General features: G+C 62.3%; 14 protein-coding genes. 4 read left to right on the forward strand and 10 right to left on the reverse strand.

Features of this window, described 5'->3' with window-relative positions:
* Positions 1-207 precede the first annotated feature (207 nt).
* Positions 208-1,140 carry a S66 peptidase family protein gene (locus tag JZ00_RS25815; protein ID WP_039594064.1) on the forward strand — a complete coding sequence of 311 codons (933 nt, stop codon included), beginning with the start codon at positions 208-210 and terminating at the stop codon, positions 1,138-1,140.
* A gap of 108 nt (positions 1,141-1,248) precedes the next feature.
* On the opposite strand, the gene JZ00_RS25820 is transcribed toward JZ00_RS25815, so the two are convergent.
* The 5 genes from JZ00_RS25820 to leuS form a co-directional block, all read right to left on the reverse strand.
* Complete coding sequence (locus JZ00_RS25820; RefSeq protein WP_039594065.1) at positions 1,249-2,571, reverse strand: lytic murein transglycosylase; 1,323 nt, start codon at positions 2,569-2,571, stop codon at positions 1,249-1,251.
* Between the two features lie 72 nt (positions 2,572-2,643).
* Positions 2,644-2,808: an alternative ribosome rescue factor ArfA gene (gene arfA / locus JZ00_RS25825; RefSeq protein ID WP_030140368.1), complete on the reverse strand. Its 165-nt coding sequence runs from the start codon at positions 2,806-2,808 to the stop codon at positions 2,644-2,646.
* A gap of 149 nt (positions 2,809-2,957) precedes the next feature.
* The gene (holA, locus tag JZ00_RS25830) at positions 2,958-3,995 is read right to left on the reverse strand and encodes a DNA polymerase III subunit delta (RefSeq protein WP_039594066.1); all 1,038 of its coding nucleotides are present in this window, start codon (positions 3,993-3,995) and stop codon (positions 2,958-2,960) included.
* 54 nt (positions 3,996-4,049) lie between these two features.
* A complete protein-coding gene (locus JZ00_RS25835; protein WP_039594067.1) occupies positions 4,050-4,655 on the reverse strand; it encodes an LPS-assembly lipoprotein LptE in 606 nt (201 codons plus the stop codon).
* 90 nt (positions 4,656-4,745) lie between these two features.
* Positions 4,746-7,352 (reverse strand): leucine--tRNA ligase, encoded by a 2,607-nt coding sequence (leuS, locus tag JZ00_RS25840; protein WP_039594126.1) that lies wholly within the window; start codon positions 7,350-7,352, stop codon positions 4,746-4,748.
* A gap of 304 nt (positions 7,353-7,656) precedes the next feature.
* Here leuS and JZ00_RS25845 point away from each other — a divergent pair, with 304 nt between their 5' ends.
* Together JZ00_RS25845 and JZ00_RS25850 are read left to right on the forward strand one after the other, a co-directional pair.
* The gene (locus tag JZ00_RS25845) at positions 7,657-7,977 is read left to right on the forward strand and encodes a hypothetical protein (protein ID WP_039594068.1); all 321 of its coding nucleotides are present in this window, start codon (positions 7,657-7,659) and stop codon (positions 7,975-7,977) included.
* A gap of 103 nt (positions 7,978-8,080) precedes the next feature.
* Complete coding sequence (locus JZ00_RS25850) at positions 8,081-8,842, forward strand: YdcF family protein (protein WP_039594069.1); 762 nt, start codon at positions 8,081-8,083, stop codon at positions 8,840-8,842.
* Between the two features lie 85 nt (positions 8,843-8,927).
* Here the strand turns inward: JZ00_RS25850 and lnt are convergent, their stop codons facing one another.
* The 5 genes from lnt to miaB all read right to left on the reverse strand — a co-directional run bounded on the left by lnt (position 8,928) and on the right by miaB (position 14,364).
* Positions 8,928-10,451: an apolipoprotein N-acyltransferase gene (lnt, locus tag JZ00_RS25855; RefSeq protein ID WP_039594070.1), complete on the reverse strand. Its 1,524-nt coding sequence runs from the start codon at positions 10,449-10,451 to the stop codon at positions 8,928-8,930.
* Between the two features lie 27 nt (positions 10,452-10,478).
* Positions 10,479-11,318: an HlyC/CorC family transporter gene (locus JZ00_RS25860; protein WP_039594071.1), complete on the reverse strand. Its 840-nt coding sequence runs from the start codon at positions 11,316-11,318 to the stop codon at positions 10,479-10,481.
* A 39-nt stretch (positions 11,319-11,357) separates the two neighbouring features.
* On the reverse strand, positions 11,358-11,816 hold the full coding sequence (gene ybeY / locus JZ00_RS25865; protein ID WP_039594072.1) for an rRNA maturation RNase YbeY: 459 nt from the start codon (positions 11,814-11,816) through the stop codon (positions 11,358-11,360).
* A complete protein-coding gene (locus JZ00_RS25870; protein WP_039594073.1) occupies positions 11,809-12,819 on the reverse strand; it encodes a PhoH family protein in 1,011 nt (336 codons plus the stop codon). Before JZ00_RS25870 ends, ybeY begins: the two co-directional genes overlap by 8 nt.
* Before the next feature lie 216 nt (positions 12,820-13,035).
* Positions 13,036-14,364: a tRNA (N6-isopentenyl adenosine(37)-C2)-methylthiotransferase MiaB gene (miaB, locus tag JZ00_RS25875; protein WP_030140358.1), complete on the reverse strand. Its 1,329-nt coding sequence runs from the start codon at positions 14,362-14,364 to the stop codon at positions 13,036-13,038.
* Between the two features lie 133 nt (positions 14,365-14,497).
* On the opposite strand from miaB, the gene JZ00_RS25880 reads away from it, so the two are divergent.
* Complete coding sequence (locus JZ00_RS25880) at positions 14,498-14,827, forward strand: DUF1820 family protein (protein WP_003185742.1); 330 nt, start codon at positions 14,498-14,500, stop codon at positions 14,825-14,827.
* Positions 14,828-14,851 lie beyond the last annotated feature (24 nt).

Here is a 14,851-nt window from a genome sequence, read left to right on the forward strand (position 1 = left end):
GCGGCGGCCCACGGAGCAATGCCGGAGTGAGGGCACACCGAGCCTAGGCGAGGTGCCGAGTGGTGGGGCAAAGCGTTTTTGGTTACTTTTGGCTGGTCCGGCTCCCGGCTCTTCCAAAAGTGACCCGCTGTAAGAGCGGAACCCTAAGTGGCCGTTACACAAAAAACGGATATACACACAAAGCACGCCGAAAAAACCGGGAACCCCATGGCCCTAACCCCACACCACCCAGTCCCAGCTCTCCCTATAGAAGGCCTGATCGGAGTGATAGCCCCCGCCGGCCCCGCCCCCCTGGACACCGAAAAAGCCACCCAATGGATGCGCGCAAGGGGCCACGAACTGCGAGTCTTCCCAGGCGTCTACGAAAAAGACGGCTACCTCGCCGGCAGCGACGACACACGCCTCAACGACCTGCACACAGCCTTCGCCGACCCAGAAATCAAAGCCATCATCTGCCTGCGCGGCGGCTACGGCACCCCCCGGCTGCTGGATCGCATCGACTTCGACCTCATACGCCGCAACCCCAAGCCATTCGTAGGCTACAGCGACATCACCGCCCTGCACCTGGCCATCAGCCGCTACGCAGGCTTCGTAACCTTCCACGGACCGCTGCTCAACGCTGACCTCCTCGGCGACAAGGAACCCCCAACCGTCACCTCGTTCTTCAGCCTGCTACGTGGGCAGGTGAAAGTCGGCAGCCTGCTGAGCCACCCCGCCGCCTACCCGTTGATCACCGTCGAGCCAGGCATCGCCCACGGACGCCTGCAGGGCGGCAACCTCTCGATGATCGCCGCGACGATGGGCACGCCTTATCAGATCGACGCCGAAGGGGTGATCCTGTTCATCGAAGACGTTAACGAACCGCTGTATCGCATCGATCGACTGCTGACCCAATTGCGCCTGGCCGGCACCTTGGCGAAATTGCGCGGGGTCTTGGTAGGTGATGTGGCCGGGGTGGATCTTGAGGCGTTGAATCGGTTGCTCAAGCAGACCTTCGCGCCATTGCGCATTCCGGTGCTGTCCGGCTGGCGCAGTGGACACTGTGACCCGAACCTGACCTTGCCCATGGGGGCGTTGGTGACGCTGGATGCGGGGGAGAAGCGGTTGGTGTTGGATCAGGATGTGGTGGTCGGTCGCTAGTCTTTAGCGTCTGCACATCCGTCATCGCGAGCAAGCTCTGCCACAGGCTGACTGGGAACCCTGTGGAAGCGAGCCTGCTCGCGAAAGCGGTAGCCGCCTTGCGGCAATTCAACGGTTACGCAACGCCTCCAGCAACTTGTGCGTCGGATACCCGTCCGCCGGCCAGCCAAACGACTGCTGGGCGCTGCGGATCGCCTTGCGGGTGTTGGCGCCGATGATGCCGTCGGGGTTGCCTGCGTCGTAGTTGTGCTTGCCCAGCAGGGTTTGCAATTCGATGCGTTCGCTGCGGCTCAGGGGCAGGTCGTCTTTGGGCCATGAGCCGTCGATCAGCCCGGCGCCACTGAAACGCTCCGACAACAGGCTGACCGCCAGCGCATACGATGAAGAGTTGTTGTACTTGAGGATTGCGCGGAAGTTGTCAAGCACCAGGAACGCCGGTCCGCGATACCCCGCAGGTAATAGCAGGGCCGCCGATAGTTGCTCGGAGCCGGCCGGTGGCTGGGCGCCGTTGGGCAGGCTCACCCCCAGTTGCAGCCATTCGGAGACGGGCTTGCGAATCGTGCCGTCGGCCAGCGGATAGTTGAAACCTTCCTTCAGCCGCACTTCGAACCCCCACGGCTGGCCACGCTGCCAGCCGGAGCTCTGCAAGTAATGCGCGGTCGAGGCCAGGGCGTCGGTAGAGCTGCCCCAGATGTCGCGGCGCCCATCACCGTCGAAGTCCACTGCATGGGTGTTGTACGTGGTGGGAATGAACTGGGTCTGGCCCATGGCACCGGCCCAGGAGCCGAGCATTTTTTCCGGGGTGATATCGCCTTGTTGCAGGATCTGCAGCGCGGCGATCAGTTGTGCATGGGCAAAGCCCGGACGCCGTCCTTCGTAGGCCAGGGTCGCCAGGGAGTTGATCACCGACTTGGTGCCCTGGAACTGGCCGAAGTTGCTCTCCATCCCCCACACCGCGACCAGCGCCTGGCGGTCGACGCCATAGCGTTGTTCGATGCTTTGCAGGATCTCGGCGTGTTGCTGGACCAGCGCCTGGCCCTTGCGTACCCGCAGGGGGGACAGTGCGCCGTCGAGGTATTCCCACACCGGCCGGGTGAATTCAGGTTGGCTGCGATCAGCCTTGATCACGCTCATGTCCGGGCTGACGCCGATAAATGCACGGTCGAACAGGTCGGCGCGAATCCCGGCGGCCAGTGCCTGTTTGCGAAACCCGGCCTGCCATTCGGCAAAGGTCTGGGTGGGCGCGATGGCAAGGTCATCCCCGGTGGGTATGACAGGCGGCACGATCGCTGGCGCTGTCACGACGGGAGCGGTCTGGAGCGGCTGGGCGTCGGCGGCGGTGGGTTTTTCGGCGCAGGCGACAAGCAGGACAATGCTTGTGGCGGCAATCAATTGGCGCAAGGGCCAACCACGAGGAAGACAAAAGGGCATTCACGGGTCCAGAAAATCAAATCAGATGCTGACCTTAACATGCGAAAGGGCTGTAGGGCTTGTCCGGGTGTTTCAGGCCGCCAGAAAGCAAGAAGCCTCCCAGTTGTCAGACTGGAAGGCTTCGCGGCGGTAGCTGCCTTTGCCCTTGGCGGGCCGTTCCTGGCGGCTGCGGAACAGGGGTTGGGCGACGATGGACTTGGCCTTGTTGGGGCCATGCCTGGATGGCTTTTTGCTCATGATTCAATCTCTCTTGGGGATGGTTTTCGCGAGGCAAATAATGGGACAGGACTGGGGATTTGTCCAGTCCCTGGGTCGTGCAGGATATGTCATCTGAATGGAGAACTTTTTGTGGCGAGGGAGCAAGCTCTCTCGTCACGGGTGCCGGGTCATTCGGCGGGTAATGGCAGCCGTTGACCGGCCATCAACAGCGACAACCGACTGAGGCTCATCCACGGCGAGCCGGCGGCCTGGCCCTTGATCTGCGCGTCGATACGCTGGGCTTCCAGTAGCAATTGCGCCCAGCGCGATGCGGAATACCGCTGGAGGGCCTTGCTCATCAGCGGTTTGCGCTTGTCCCACACCGGAGGGCGGGCCTGGCTGAAGGCCTTGTCCAGCGGTACGCCTTGGCTGTATTGCAGCGACAGGTTCGCCAACAAACGCAACTCCCGGGCCAGGGCCCAGAGGATCACTGGTGGCTCGACGCCTTCGCCCCGCAGGCCTTCGAGCATGCGCAGGGCATGGGCGGCTTCGCCGTTGAGGATTGCGTCGGTCAGCCCGAAGACATCGAAGCGGGCGCTGTCGGCCACGGCGGCCTGGACAGTTTCCACGGTGATCTGCCCGCCCTCGGCCATCAGCTTGAGCTTTTCGACTTCCTGGGCGGCGGCCAACAGGTTGCCTTCGACCCGGGCGGCAATCAGCTCGACCGCATCCTGGCTGGCCGAGAGGCCGGCCTGGGACAGGCGCTGGCGAATCCAGCTCGGCAACTGGCTGACGTCCACCGGCCAGATCTGCACGAACTGGGTTTGTGGGCCTTCGACCAGCGCCTTGCCCCATTTGGTTTTCTGCGCGCTGCCGTCGAGTTTCGGCAGGCTGATGAGCAGCACCGTGTCTTCGGCGGGCCGCGAGCAATATTCGATCAGTGCGGCGGCGCCTTTGTCACCGGGTTTGCCCGAGGGCAAGCGCAGTTCCAGCAGGCGTTTTTCGGCGAACAGCGACATGCTTGCCCCGGCCTGCAACAACGTGCCCCAGTCGAAACTGGCGTCGGCGGCGAACACCTGGCGCTCGTCGAAACCCTGCTGGCGCGCAGCGGAGCGAATCGCGTCGGCGGCTTCCTGGCACAGCAACGGGTCATCGCCGCTGATGATGTAGACCGGCGCGAGGGCGCCTTGCAGATGTTTGCCGAGTTGTGCGGGGGCCAGTTTCATAGGGCGCTGTTCAGGAGAGAAGGCAAGCGGGGCGCCGGAGCGCCCCCGCAAGGCTTATTGGGCAGGGATTTGCATCGGCGACTGCTGCGGGGTTTCCGCTTCAGCCTTGCGTGCCGCTTCCAACGCCTCGGCCTCTGCCTTGGCACGGGCGTCGGCGGTCTGTTGCAGTTGGTCCAGTTGGGCCGGGCTCAGCTGTTGCAGGCGCAGCATCATGCGCTGAACGAGTTCACGGCGCATTTCGCCACGCACTTCGACAGACTCCTGGTCGGAGCCGGTGATGTTGTTGCCGTCATGCAGGTAGACCTTCTGCACCTGAAGCTTGTCGTTCAGCAGCGACAGGTCGTTGTGACCGCGAATCTCGTAGTTCAGGACGTTGGTCAGCTCATACTCGGCCGAGCGACCAGCGCCGGCATAGCTGAGGCTGCGCTGGCTCTGCTGTTCGCTCGCCAACACCAGCTTGTACGGCGCGCCGGTGTAGACCTTCACGCCGCTGTTCTCCAGCGTCTGGCGCAGCATTTTCACGGTATCGCCGTAGGCGTCGCGTGCGCTAAGGTCCAGTTCCTTGATCGCCAGCTCGGTGGTGCCGGTGCCGCGCAGTTGGAAGCCGCAGGCGCTCAACAGGACGGCCAGGCCGACTACCAGCAGATTACGTTTGATCATCTTGTTGCTCCCCTTGAACCCTATGGGGGTCGACCACGCGACCCCGCAGGTTGTATTCGGCGCCAGGCTCCAGCCTGGCGCCTGATCCAATTAGCTTGCGACGATGTTGACCAGCTTGCCGGGCACGACGATCACTTTGCGAATCGTCAGGCCGTCGACAAAGCGCAGCACGTTTTCGTTGGCCCGTGCAGCGGCTTCGACTTCCTCGCGAGTGGCGGCGGCCGGCATTTCGATCTGCCCGCGCAGCTTGCCGTTGACCTGGATGACCAGGGTCAGGCTGTCCTGCACCAGCGCGCTCTCGTCCACCAGCGGCCAGCGGGCGTCGATCACCGGGTCGGCGTGACCCAGTCGATTCCACAGCTCGTGGCTGATGTGCGGCGTGATCGGAGCCAGCAGCAGCGTCACGGCTTCCAGGCCTTCGTGAATCAGTGCGCGATCCTGCTCGGTGCCTTGGGCAGCTTTCTCCAGCACGTTCATCAGCGTCATCACCTGGGCGATGGCAGTGTTGAATTTGTGGTTCTGGCCGACGTCATGGCTGGCCTGCTTGATGGCCAGGTGGATCGAACGACGCACGGCTTTCTGCTCGTCGTTCAGGCTGGTGACGTCCAGTTTGCCCGGCAGGCCCTGGGTGACGTGGGCTTGCGCCAGGCGCCAGACGCGCTTGAGGAAGCGGTGCGAGCCTTCGACGCCCGAGTCGGACCATTCCGCGCTCATGTCAGGTGGCGAGGCGAACATCATGAACAGGCGGCAGGTGTCCGCGCCGAACTGGTCGATCATCGACTGTGGGTCCACGCCGTTGTTCTTCGACTTGGCCATTTTCTCGGTGCCGCCGATTTCCACCGGCAGGCCGTCGGCGATCAGCTTGGCGCTGATGACCTTGGCCTTGCTGTCGCGTTCGAGTTCGACGTCGCTCGGGTTGAACCAGGTGTAGGCACCGTTGGCTTCGCGACGATAGTAAGTCTCGGCGATCACCATGCCTTGGGTCAGCAGATTCTTGAACGGCTCGTTGGAGCTCACCAGGCCTTCGTCGCGCATCAGCTTGTGGAAGAAGCGCGCGTAGAGCAGGTGCAGAATGGCGTGTTCGATGCCGCCGATGTACTGATCCACCGGCAACCAGTGGTCAGCCGCCGATTTTTCCACCAGGCCACCTTCAAAGTGTGGCGAGGCATAGCGTGCGTAATACCAGGAGGACTCGACGAAGGTGTCCATGGTGTCGGTTTCACGCTTGGCCGGTGCGCCGCATTTCGGGCAACTGCACTCATAGAACTCGGGCATGCGTGCCAGGGGCGAACCGGCGCCGTCGGGTACGACGTCTTCCGGCAGGACCACCGGCAGTTGGTCTTCCGGCACCGGTACGTCACCGCAGGTGTCGCAATGCACGATCGGGATCGGGCAGCCCCAGTAGCGCTGGCGGCTGATGCCCCAGTCGCGCAGGCGGAACTGGGTACGCGAGGCGCCGAGGTTCTTCTTGATCAGGGCCACTTCGATGGCATCGAACGCGCCGGGGAAATCCAGGCCGTTGAACTCACCGGAATTGATCAGCTCGCCGTGTTCGCCATAGGCGTCCTGCCAAGGTGCCGGGGTCTGGTCTCCGGCGCTGGTGCGCACGACCGGTTTGACCGGCAGGTTGTACTTGTGGGCGAATTCGAAATCACGCTCGTCGTGGGCCGGCACGGCCATCACGGCGCCGTCGCCATAGTGCATCAGCACGTAGTTGGCGACCCACACCGGCAGTTTCTCGCCGGTGAGCGGGTGCTCGACGAACAGCGAAGTCGGCAGGCCTTTCTTCTCTTGGGTGGCGACGTCGGCTTCGGCGACGCTGCCGCCCTTGCATTCGGCGATGAACGCCTGCAGCTCGGGGTTGTTCTGTGCCGCCAGGGTCGCCAGCGGGTGCTCGGCAGCGACGGCCACGTAGGTGGCGCCCATCAGTGTGTCGGGGCGGGTGGTGAAGACTTTCAGGGTGCCGGCTTCGCCGATGGAGGCGACGTCGTACGGGAACTGCACTTCCATGCCCCGGGACTTGCCGATCCAGTTGCGCTGCATGGTCTTGACCTGCTCGGGCCAGCCGGTCAGTTCGTCGAGACTCTCCAGGAGTTCATCCGCGTAGGCGGTGATCTTGAAGTAGTACATCGGGATCTCGCGCTTTTCGATCAGCGCGCCGGAGCGCCAGCCGCGACCGTCGATCACCTGCTCGTTGGCCAGCACGGTCTGGTCCACCGGGTCCCAGTTCACGGTGCCGTTCTTGCGGTAGATCACGCCTTTTTCGAACAAGCGGGTGAACAGCCACTGTTCCCAGCGGTAGTAGTCGGGCTTGCAGGTGGTCACTTCGCGGGACCAGTCCACCGCCAGGCCCAGGCTGCGCAGCTGGGTCTTCATGTAGGCAATGTTTTCGTAGGTCCACTTGGCGGGCGCCACGTTGTTCTTCATCGCGGCGTTTTCCGCCGGCATGCCGAAGGCGTCCCAACCCATGGGTTGCAGGACGTTCTTGCCTTGCATGCGCTGGTAGCGGGAGATCACGTCGCCGATGGTGTAGTTGCGCACGTGCCCCATGTGTAGCTTGCCGCTGGGGTAAGGGAACATCGACAGGCAGTAGTATGTCTCCTTGCCTGGCTGTTCACTGACTTCAAAGGACTTTTGCTCGTCCCAGAACGACTGGGCGGCGGCTTCGATTTCACGGGGCTGGTAGTGTTCGTGCATGGCTACTTTTGTACTGAATGGGGTGGCCCAATCCTCTTCGTTGCCATGCTGGACGCTGATGACGCCGAATGCGGCGTTTTCGATGCCCAGCCAAGCTGGAAGTGGAGTTACAGGAAGCGCCGTAGCATACATGACCGCGCTCTGCCGAGGGAAACCCTGATTGCTGCCGGACCCTCGCGAAGCTTGCGCCACACCCGTGGCGACGACGGGCGTCCAGGGCCGTTGGTCGCGGCGTCCTGCCGGTTTGCCCAGCGAAGCTAAGCTTCTCAATGGGGAGTGAGTCTTATCTTCAATGAGGTGAGGGATGGTTGAATCACAACGAAAAGTCGCTACACCTGAGTTATATGAAAAACTGATCGATCGTCTCGGGGTGGCCCTGGACGCTGCAAGAACCGCCGGTCGCTTGCGTGATGAACGTCCGGCAGAGCTGGAGCTACGCGGCCTGAGCCCCGCAGAGTTCGAACTGGTCAAGGCCTACCTGGAGCAGGTCGGGCACCAGGCCCCCGCAATCGGGCCCCAGGCAAACAAGCGTCTCGATGCGCCCCGTTCGGCCAAGGTTGTATGGCTCAAGGACCGGACGCCTGATAAGGATGCTGTAAAGGTCCGGTCACTGCAGTTCAAGTAGAGCCGGATTCACGCGTGTCGCTTTTTTTTGATTCGAGATTTTTAGAATCTGTTGTCGCCTTTCGGCAACCCACCTAGGCTTCGGGCATCTATGGAGATGCCCGATGCCATTTCGCTATTTCATCAAACAACTTTTATTGCCGCCCGGCATTCTTTTGTTGCTGCTGGCGCTCGCCTGGTGGTGGCGCAACTCACGGCCGCGCCTGGCCCGCTGGTGTTTTGCCGTGGGGCTGGGTGGTTTCTGGTTGATGAGCCTGCCGGTGATGGTGCAATGGAGCGCCAAGGCATTGGAGCGTGAACCGCCCCTGCTGCCTGGAGAATGGACGACCCTGGCCCAGCGTGCCGATGCCATTGTGGTGCTGGGTTCCGGTCGTGAGCGCGGCGACCTGGCCTGGGGCGCCGACCAGCCCACCGGCATCGGCCTGGAGCGACAGCGTTACGCGGCGCGGCTGGCCAAGGCGTCCGGGCTGCCGGTGCTCACCAGCGGCGGCTTGCACTACGGAACCCCGCCCAGCGAGGCGAAGCTGATGGCCGACTCGATGCTCGATGACTTCGGCGTGGCCGTGCGTTGGCAGGAAGAGCGTAGCCGCACCACGTGGGAAAACGCCCAGATGGGCGCCGAGATCCTGCTGCCCGCAGGTATCAAGCGAGTCGTGGTGGTCACCCAGGCTTGGCACATGTCGCGGGCGGTTTGGAGTTTCGAGCGTTCGGGTTTTGAAGTGGTGCCGGCGCCTGTCGGGTTCCTGGGTCAGGACAACGCCCGGCCACTGGGTGGCTGGATGCCGGAGTTCAAGGCGATCTGGCAATCCGGGCAGTTGATGAACGAGGCGGCGGGGCTGGTGGGGTATTGGTTGTTCTATCGCTGACACACCGCGTGGAGCGAAGTGATAGCTGTTGTGGCGAGGGAGCAAGCTCCCTCGCCACAGGGTTTTCATTCACATGGGGAACGAGTTAAACCGTCTTGGCCATCCGGCTCGCCACCAACGCCCAGCCCAGCAGCAACACGCACAGGAGGATCAGCGGCCACGAGCGCCATTGCAGGTACGGCGTCAGTTCGTGCATCGGCACCACTTCGCCATAGAGGATGCCGCGTTGGAACTGTGGGATCTGTGCGGTGATCTGGCCGAAGGGGTTGATCAGGCCGGTCACGCCATTGTTGGTGGCGCGAATCATCCAGCGGCCGGCCTCCAAGGCGCGCATCTGGGCCATTTGCAGGTGCTGCAGCGGGCCGATCGAGGTGCCGAACCAGGTGTCGTTGCTGATGGTCAGCAGCAGGTCGCTTCTCGCTGAGAGACTGGCGGCGAATTCCGGGTACACCACTTCATAGCAAATGAACGGCGCGATCTGGTAACCCTTGGCCTGGAGCAATGGCTGGTCAGCCGGGCCACGGGCGAAATCCGACATCGGCAGGTCGAAAAAGGCGATCAGCCCACGCAGCAGATCCTGCAATGGCACGTATTCGCCGAAAGGCACCAGCTTTTGCTTCAGGTAAGTGCCGTCACCTTCGCCGGTCACGGTGATGCCATTGAAGTAGCGTTTTTCGTGGCGCACTTCCTGGCGAATCGGGACGCCAGTGATCAGCGCTGAACGCCGCTCGGCGGCGAAACTGCCCATCATGTCCAGGTAGCCCTGGGCCGATTCCTTTAAGACCGGCACGGCGGTTTCCGGCCAGACCAGCAGATCGACGCGCTTGGAGGTGAAACTCATGTCGCGATACAGCGCCAGTTGCGCGTTGAGCTGCTCGGGATCCCACTTCATGCTTTGTTCGATGTTGCCCTGGATCGCCGCGACACTCAGCGGATCGCCCGAAGGGCTGGTCCAGGCGTGTCCTTTGAGCGCGATGCCGGCCGCCCATGGGCCGATCAGCAACGCCACGCCCGCGACGATGAAGGCCTTGCGTCCGGAACGCAGCAACCGGGGCGCGTTGTAGAGCAATGCGGCGGTCAGGGCCAGTGTGAAGGAAATCAGCCACATACCTCCCAGCGGCGCGAGGCCGGCGAGCGGGCCGTCGAGCTGGCTGTAGCCGGAGTAAAGCCAAGGGAAACCGGTCAGGAACCAGCCACGAAACGCTTCCTGGCCCAACCACAGCGCGGCGAAGGCCAGGGCATCGGCCAATGGCGCCTCGTTACGGCGCAACCAGCGCGCCCAGAGCCAGGCGGGCAGGGCGAAGAACCAGGCGATGGCGGCGATGAACAGCAGCATCAAGAAGCCGGCGAGCAGCACCGAGGCGCCGCCGAAGTTATGGATGCTGACGTAGATCCAACTGGTGCCGGCGCCAAACAGGCCAAAACCGAAGCACCAGCCACGACCCAAGGCCTGGCGCGGTGAAAGCTCACGCAGCCCGGCATAGAACAACCCGACCGCCAGCAATGCCAGCGGCCAGATGTCAAAGGGCGCCAGGGCCAGGGTGGTGATCGCGCCAGCCACCACGGCCAGCAGGTTACCGGGCCAGCCGGGGCGGGTTATCCAGCGCATTTTTGTCCTTAGCGGGTCTTGAAAGGGTTATCGGCCAATGGGTGACAGGCGCAGCAGATGGATCCGGCGGCTGTCGGCATTCAGGATGCGGAAGCGCCAGGAGCCGATCTCCGTCGTTTCATTGCGCTTGGGCAGGTGGCCGAAAGCACTCATCACCAGGCCGCCGACGGTGTCGAACTCATCATCGGAGAATTCGCTGTCGAAGAACTCGTTGAAGTTTTCGATCGGCGTCAGGGCCTTGATCAGGAAATCACCGCTGGGCAGTGGCTTGATGTAGCTGTCTTCCTCGACATCGTGCTCGTCCTCGATGTCGCCGACGATCTGTTCGAGCACGTCTTCAATGGTGACCAGCCCGGCCACGCCGCCGTATTCGTCGATGACGATGGCCATGTGGTTGTGGTTGGCGCGGAATTCACGCAACAGCACGTTCAGGCGCTTCGACTCGGGCACGAACGTGGCCGGACGCAGCAAATCCTTGATGTTGAAGCTGTCGCCGTTCTCCTGGAGGATCAGCGGCAGCAGGTCCTTGGCCAGCAGCACGCCCATGACATCGTCATGGCTCTCGCCAACGACCGGATAGCGCGAGTGAGCGGAGTCGACCACGGCGGGCAGGAATTCGCGGGGAGTCTGGGTCGCCTTGATGCTGACCATCTGCGAGCGCGGGACCATGATGTCGCGCACTTGCAGGTCAGCCACCTGGATGGCGCCTTCGACGATGGCCAGCGCTTCGCTGTCCAGCAATTTGTTCTGGTGTGCATCGCGCAGCAGCTCCAGCAGCTCCTGGCGGTTTTTCGGCTCATGGGCAAAAGCCTGGGTGAGCTTGCCCAGCCATGACTTCTGCCCGTTGGTCGATCGATCTTCGCTCATAGCGATTACTCTGAATCCTTTGTCGTTACAGTTGATGTATCAGTGTTCGTCGCCGGCATACGGGTCGGGATGATCCAGCTCGGCAAGCAACGTTCGTTCCAGTGCTTCCATCTCTTCGGCTTCGTCATCTTCTATATGGTCGTAACCCAGCAGATGCAAGCAGCCGTGAATCACCAGATGGGCCCAGTGGGCCTCGGGGGCCTTGTCTTGTTCCGCCGCTTCGCGCTCCACCACCGGGACGCAGATCACCAGGTCGCCCAGCAGCGGTATGTCGAGCAGTTCATCGGGTACGTCGGCGGGAAAGGACAACACGTTGGTGGCGTAGTCCTTCTGCCGCCAGGTGTGGTTCAGCTCCCGGCCTTCGGCTTCGTCCACCAGGCGGATCGTCAGCTCCGAGTCGGCGCTGCGCTGGCGCAGGGCCAGTTCGCACCATTGGCGGAACTGCGCTTCGCTGGGGGCGGGGTGTTCGCAGGCCACTTGCAAGTCGAGTTCAAGCATTGTGGCGATTGCCTTTGCTTTCGGCCGAATTTTCATCGGCGCGCTGCTCGAAACGCTCGTAGGCTTCGACAATGCGCTGCACCAATGGATGGCGCACGACGTCCTTGGGCATGAAGTGCGTGAAACTGATGCCTGGCACGTCCTTGAGGACCTGGATTACATGGTTGAGCCCGGACTTGGTGCCTCGGGGCAGGTCGACCTGGGTGATGTCCCCGGTGATGACAGCGGTGGAGCCGAAGCCGATCCGGGTCAGGAACATCTTCATCTGCTCGACGGTGGTGTTCTGGCTTTCGTCGAGGATGATGAAGCTGTTGTTCAGGGTCCGGCCGCGCATGTAGGCCAGCGGCGCGACTTCGATGACCTGGCGCTCGATCAGCTTGGCGACGTATTCGAAGCCGAGCATTTCATACAGCGCGTCGTAGAGCGGGCGCAGGTATGGGTCGATCTTCTGGGTCAGGTCGCCGGGCAGGAAGCCGAGTTTTTCACCGGCTTCGACGGCGGGGCGCACCAGCAGGATGCGGCGAACCTGTTCACGCTCCAGCGCATCGACGGCGCAAGCCACGGCCAGGTAGGTCTTGCCGGTACCGGCCGGGCCGATGCCGAAGTTGATGTCGTTGCCGAGGATTTCCTTCACGTAGCGCTGCTGATTCAAGCCGCGAGGGCGAATCATGCCTTTTTTCGTGCGCAGGGCCACGGCAGGTTCCGCTGGGGCGTGGTTGTCGAGCTCTTCGACCGCCGATTCCTGCAGGAACAGGTGGACCATGTCCGGAGACAGCTCGCTCGCCTTGGTTTCCCGATAGAGACGGCGCAGCAGGTTTTCCGCGGAGGTGGTGTGCTTGGGGTCGCCGATCAGTTCGAACTGGTTTCCGCGGTTGCGGATCTCGATGGCCAGGCGCTGTTCGATCAAGCGCAGGTGCTCGTCGAATTGCCCGCACAGATTGGCGAAGCGGCGAGCCTCAAAGGGCTCGAGAATGAAACGATGTGGTTCGATGGGTGCGTTCAAGGTCGTTTTTAGCCGCCCAGGGGCAATTAAGATGAAATCAAGGATAACGCCAGTAGGCTGGGTGCGAAAGGTCTTAAGCAGGCGAATCTGATCACAGGGCTTGGCACGATTCGCTGTGGGGGCGCGCTTGCTCGCGATGGGGGGTCTCACATCCAACATGGATATTGGCTGTGATACCGCCTTCGCGAGCAAGCCCGCCCGCAGGGGATTGTGTTGTTACTGGACCAGCGAACCCCGCAGGGAGTGCGGCTGCGCGGCGTCGATGTGCACGTCGGCGAACTGGCCGATCAGGGCCGGGGTGTCGCAGCGGAAGTTGACGATGCGGTTGTTTTCCGTGCGGCCCTGCAGTTCGCCCGGGTCTTTTTTCGAATAGTCAGTCACCAGGATCCGCTGGACGGAGCCGACCATTTGTCGGCTGATCTCGAAACCTTGCTGGTTCAGACGATGCTGCAAGGCGTTGAGTCGTTCCTTTTTGACTTCTTCCGGGGTCTCGTCCGCGAGATCGGCTGCCGGCGTGCCGGGGCGTTGGCTGTAGACGAAGGAATAGGAAAAATCGAAGCCCACGTCTTCGATCAGCTTCATGGTCTGCTGGAAGTCTTTCTCGGTTTCGCCGGGGAAACCGACGATGAAGTCCGAGCTGATGCAGATCCCAGGCACTGCCGCGCGCAACTTGCGCAGCTTGGATTTGTACTCCAATGCCGTGTGGTTGCGCTTCATGGCCGCAAGGATCCGGTCGGAACCCGATTGCACTGGCAGGTGCAGGTGCTTGACCAGCTCGGGGACTTCGGCGTGGGCCTGGATCAGGCTGTCGGAGAACTCCAGCGGATGAGACGTGGTATAGCGGATGCGGTCGATGCCATCCACCGCCGCCACCACGCGGATCAGCTCGGCGAGGTCCGCCAGGCGCCCATCATGGGTCAGGCCGCGATAGCCGTTGACGTTCTGCCCCAGCAGGGTCACTTCACGCACGCCGTTTTCCGCCAGGTGGATGATCTCGGCGATCACATCATCGAACGGCCGGCTGACTTCTTCGCCGCGGGTATAGGGCACCACGCAGAAGGTGCAGTACTTGCTGCAGCCTTCCATCACCGACACATAGGCGCTGGGGCCGTCGATGCGCGGCTCGGGCAGGTGGTCGAACTTTTCGATTTCAGGGAACGAAACGTCGACTTGCGGCAACTTGGTCACGCGCGCGGCGTCGATCATCTCGGGCAGGCGGTGCAGTGTCTGCGGGCCGAAGACAACGTCCACGTAGGGCGCACGATCACGGATGGCGGCGCCTTCCTGGCTGGCGACGCAGCCGCCGACCGCGATGACCATCTCCGGGTTGGCGAGCTTCAGTTCACGCCAGCGGCCGAGCTGGGAATACACCCGGTCCTGGGCGCGCTCGCGGATCGAGCAGGTGTTGAGCAGGATTACGTCCGCGTCTTCGGCGCGGGCGGTAACTTCCAGGGCCTGGTGTTCGCCCAGCAGATCGACCATGCGCGAGCTGTCGTACTCGTTCATCTGGCAACCGTGGGTTTCGATGTAAAGCTTCTTGGCCATGGACGGGGTCATCACGTGATTCAAAGAACCGCGCATTATAGGCAACAAGTCCCCCAGTTCCTACCGCTGTGCGAGCAGTGGCTATGCTATAGTTCGCGCCCTCATTTTTACCCGCCGATGTGTTTCGCCAGCCATGACCAAACGTGAAGCTCCAATCTACAAGGTGATTTTCCTCAACCAGGGCCAGGTGTTCGAAATGTACGCCAAGCAGATCTATCAGAGTGATCTGTGGGGTTTCCTGGAAGTGGAAGAATTCGTCTTTGGCGAGCGCACGCAAGTGGTCGTCGACCCGAGCGAAGAAAAGCTCAAGGCGCAGTTCGAAGGCGTGGTGCGCAGCTTCGTGCCGATGCATTCGATTGTGCGCATCGATGAAGTCGAGCGCCTGGGCACGCCGAAAATCAGCGAAGCGCGCGGCGCGGTCGGCAATGTGATGCCGTTTCCGATGCCGATGCCCGAGAAGTAAACCTGTCGATAAGTTGAGCGCAGC

The sequence above is a fragment of the Pseudomonas frederiksbergensis genome (genome assembly GCF_000802155.2).
Classification (GTDB): domain Bacteria; phylum Pseudomonadota; class Gammaproteobacteria; order Pseudomonadales; family Pseudomonadaceae; genus Aquipseudomonas; species Aquipseudomonas frederiksbergensis_A.

Excerpts from the sequence above, each read along its gene's own strand:
- JZ00_RS25815 (WP_039594064.1), top strand. The coding sequence starts at position 208 with ATGGCCCTAACCCCACACCACCCAGTCCCAGCTCTCCCTATAGAAGGC.
- JZ00_RS25820 (WP_039594065.1), bottom strand. The coding sequence starts at position 2,571 with ATGCCCTTTTGTCTTCCTCGTGGTTGGCCCTTGCGCCAATTGATTGCC.
- arfA (WP_030140368.1), bottom strand. The coding sequence starts at position 2,808 with ATGAGCAAAAAGCCATCCAGGCATGGCCCCAACAAGGCCAAGTCCATC.
- holA (WP_039594066.1), bottom strand. The coding sequence starts at position 3,995 with ATGAAACTGGCCCCCGCACAACTCGGCAAACATCTGCAAGGCGCCCTC.
- JZ00_RS25835 (WP_039594067.1), bottom strand. The coding sequence starts at position 4,655 with ATGATCAAACGTAATCTGCTGGTAGTCGGCCTGGCCGTCCTGTTGAGC.
- leuS (WP_039594126.1), bottom strand. The coding sequence starts at position 7,352 with ATGCACGAACACTACCAGCCCCGTGAAATCGAAGCCGCCGCCCAGTCG.
- JZ00_RS25845 (WP_039594068.1), top strand. The coding sequence starts at position 7,657 with ATGGTTGAATCACAACGAAAAGTCGCTACACCTGAGTTATATGAAAAA.
- JZ00_RS25850 (WP_039594069.1), top strand. The coding sequence starts at position 8,081 with ATGCCATTTCGCTATTTCATCAAACAACTTTTATTGCCGCCCGGCATT.
- lnt (WP_039594070.1), bottom strand. The coding sequence starts at position 10,451 with ATGCGCTGGATAACCCGCCCCGGCTGGCCCGGTAACCTGCTGGCCGTG.
- JZ00_RS25860 (WP_039594071.1), bottom strand. The coding sequence starts at position 11,318 with ATGAGCGAAGATCGATCGACCAACGGGCAGAAGTCATGGCTGGGCAAG.
- ybeY (WP_039594072.1), bottom strand. The coding sequence starts at position 11,816 with ATGCTTGAACTCGACTTGCAAGTGGCCTGCGAACACCCCGCCCCCAGC.
- miaB (WP_030140358.1), bottom strand. The coding sequence starts at position 14,364 with ATGGCCAAGAAGCTTTACATCGAAACCCACGGTTGCCAGATGAACGAG.
- JZ00_RS25880 (WP_003185742.1), top strand. The coding sequence starts at position 14,498 with ATGACCAAACGTGAAGCTCCAATCTACAAGGTGATTTTCCTCAACCAG.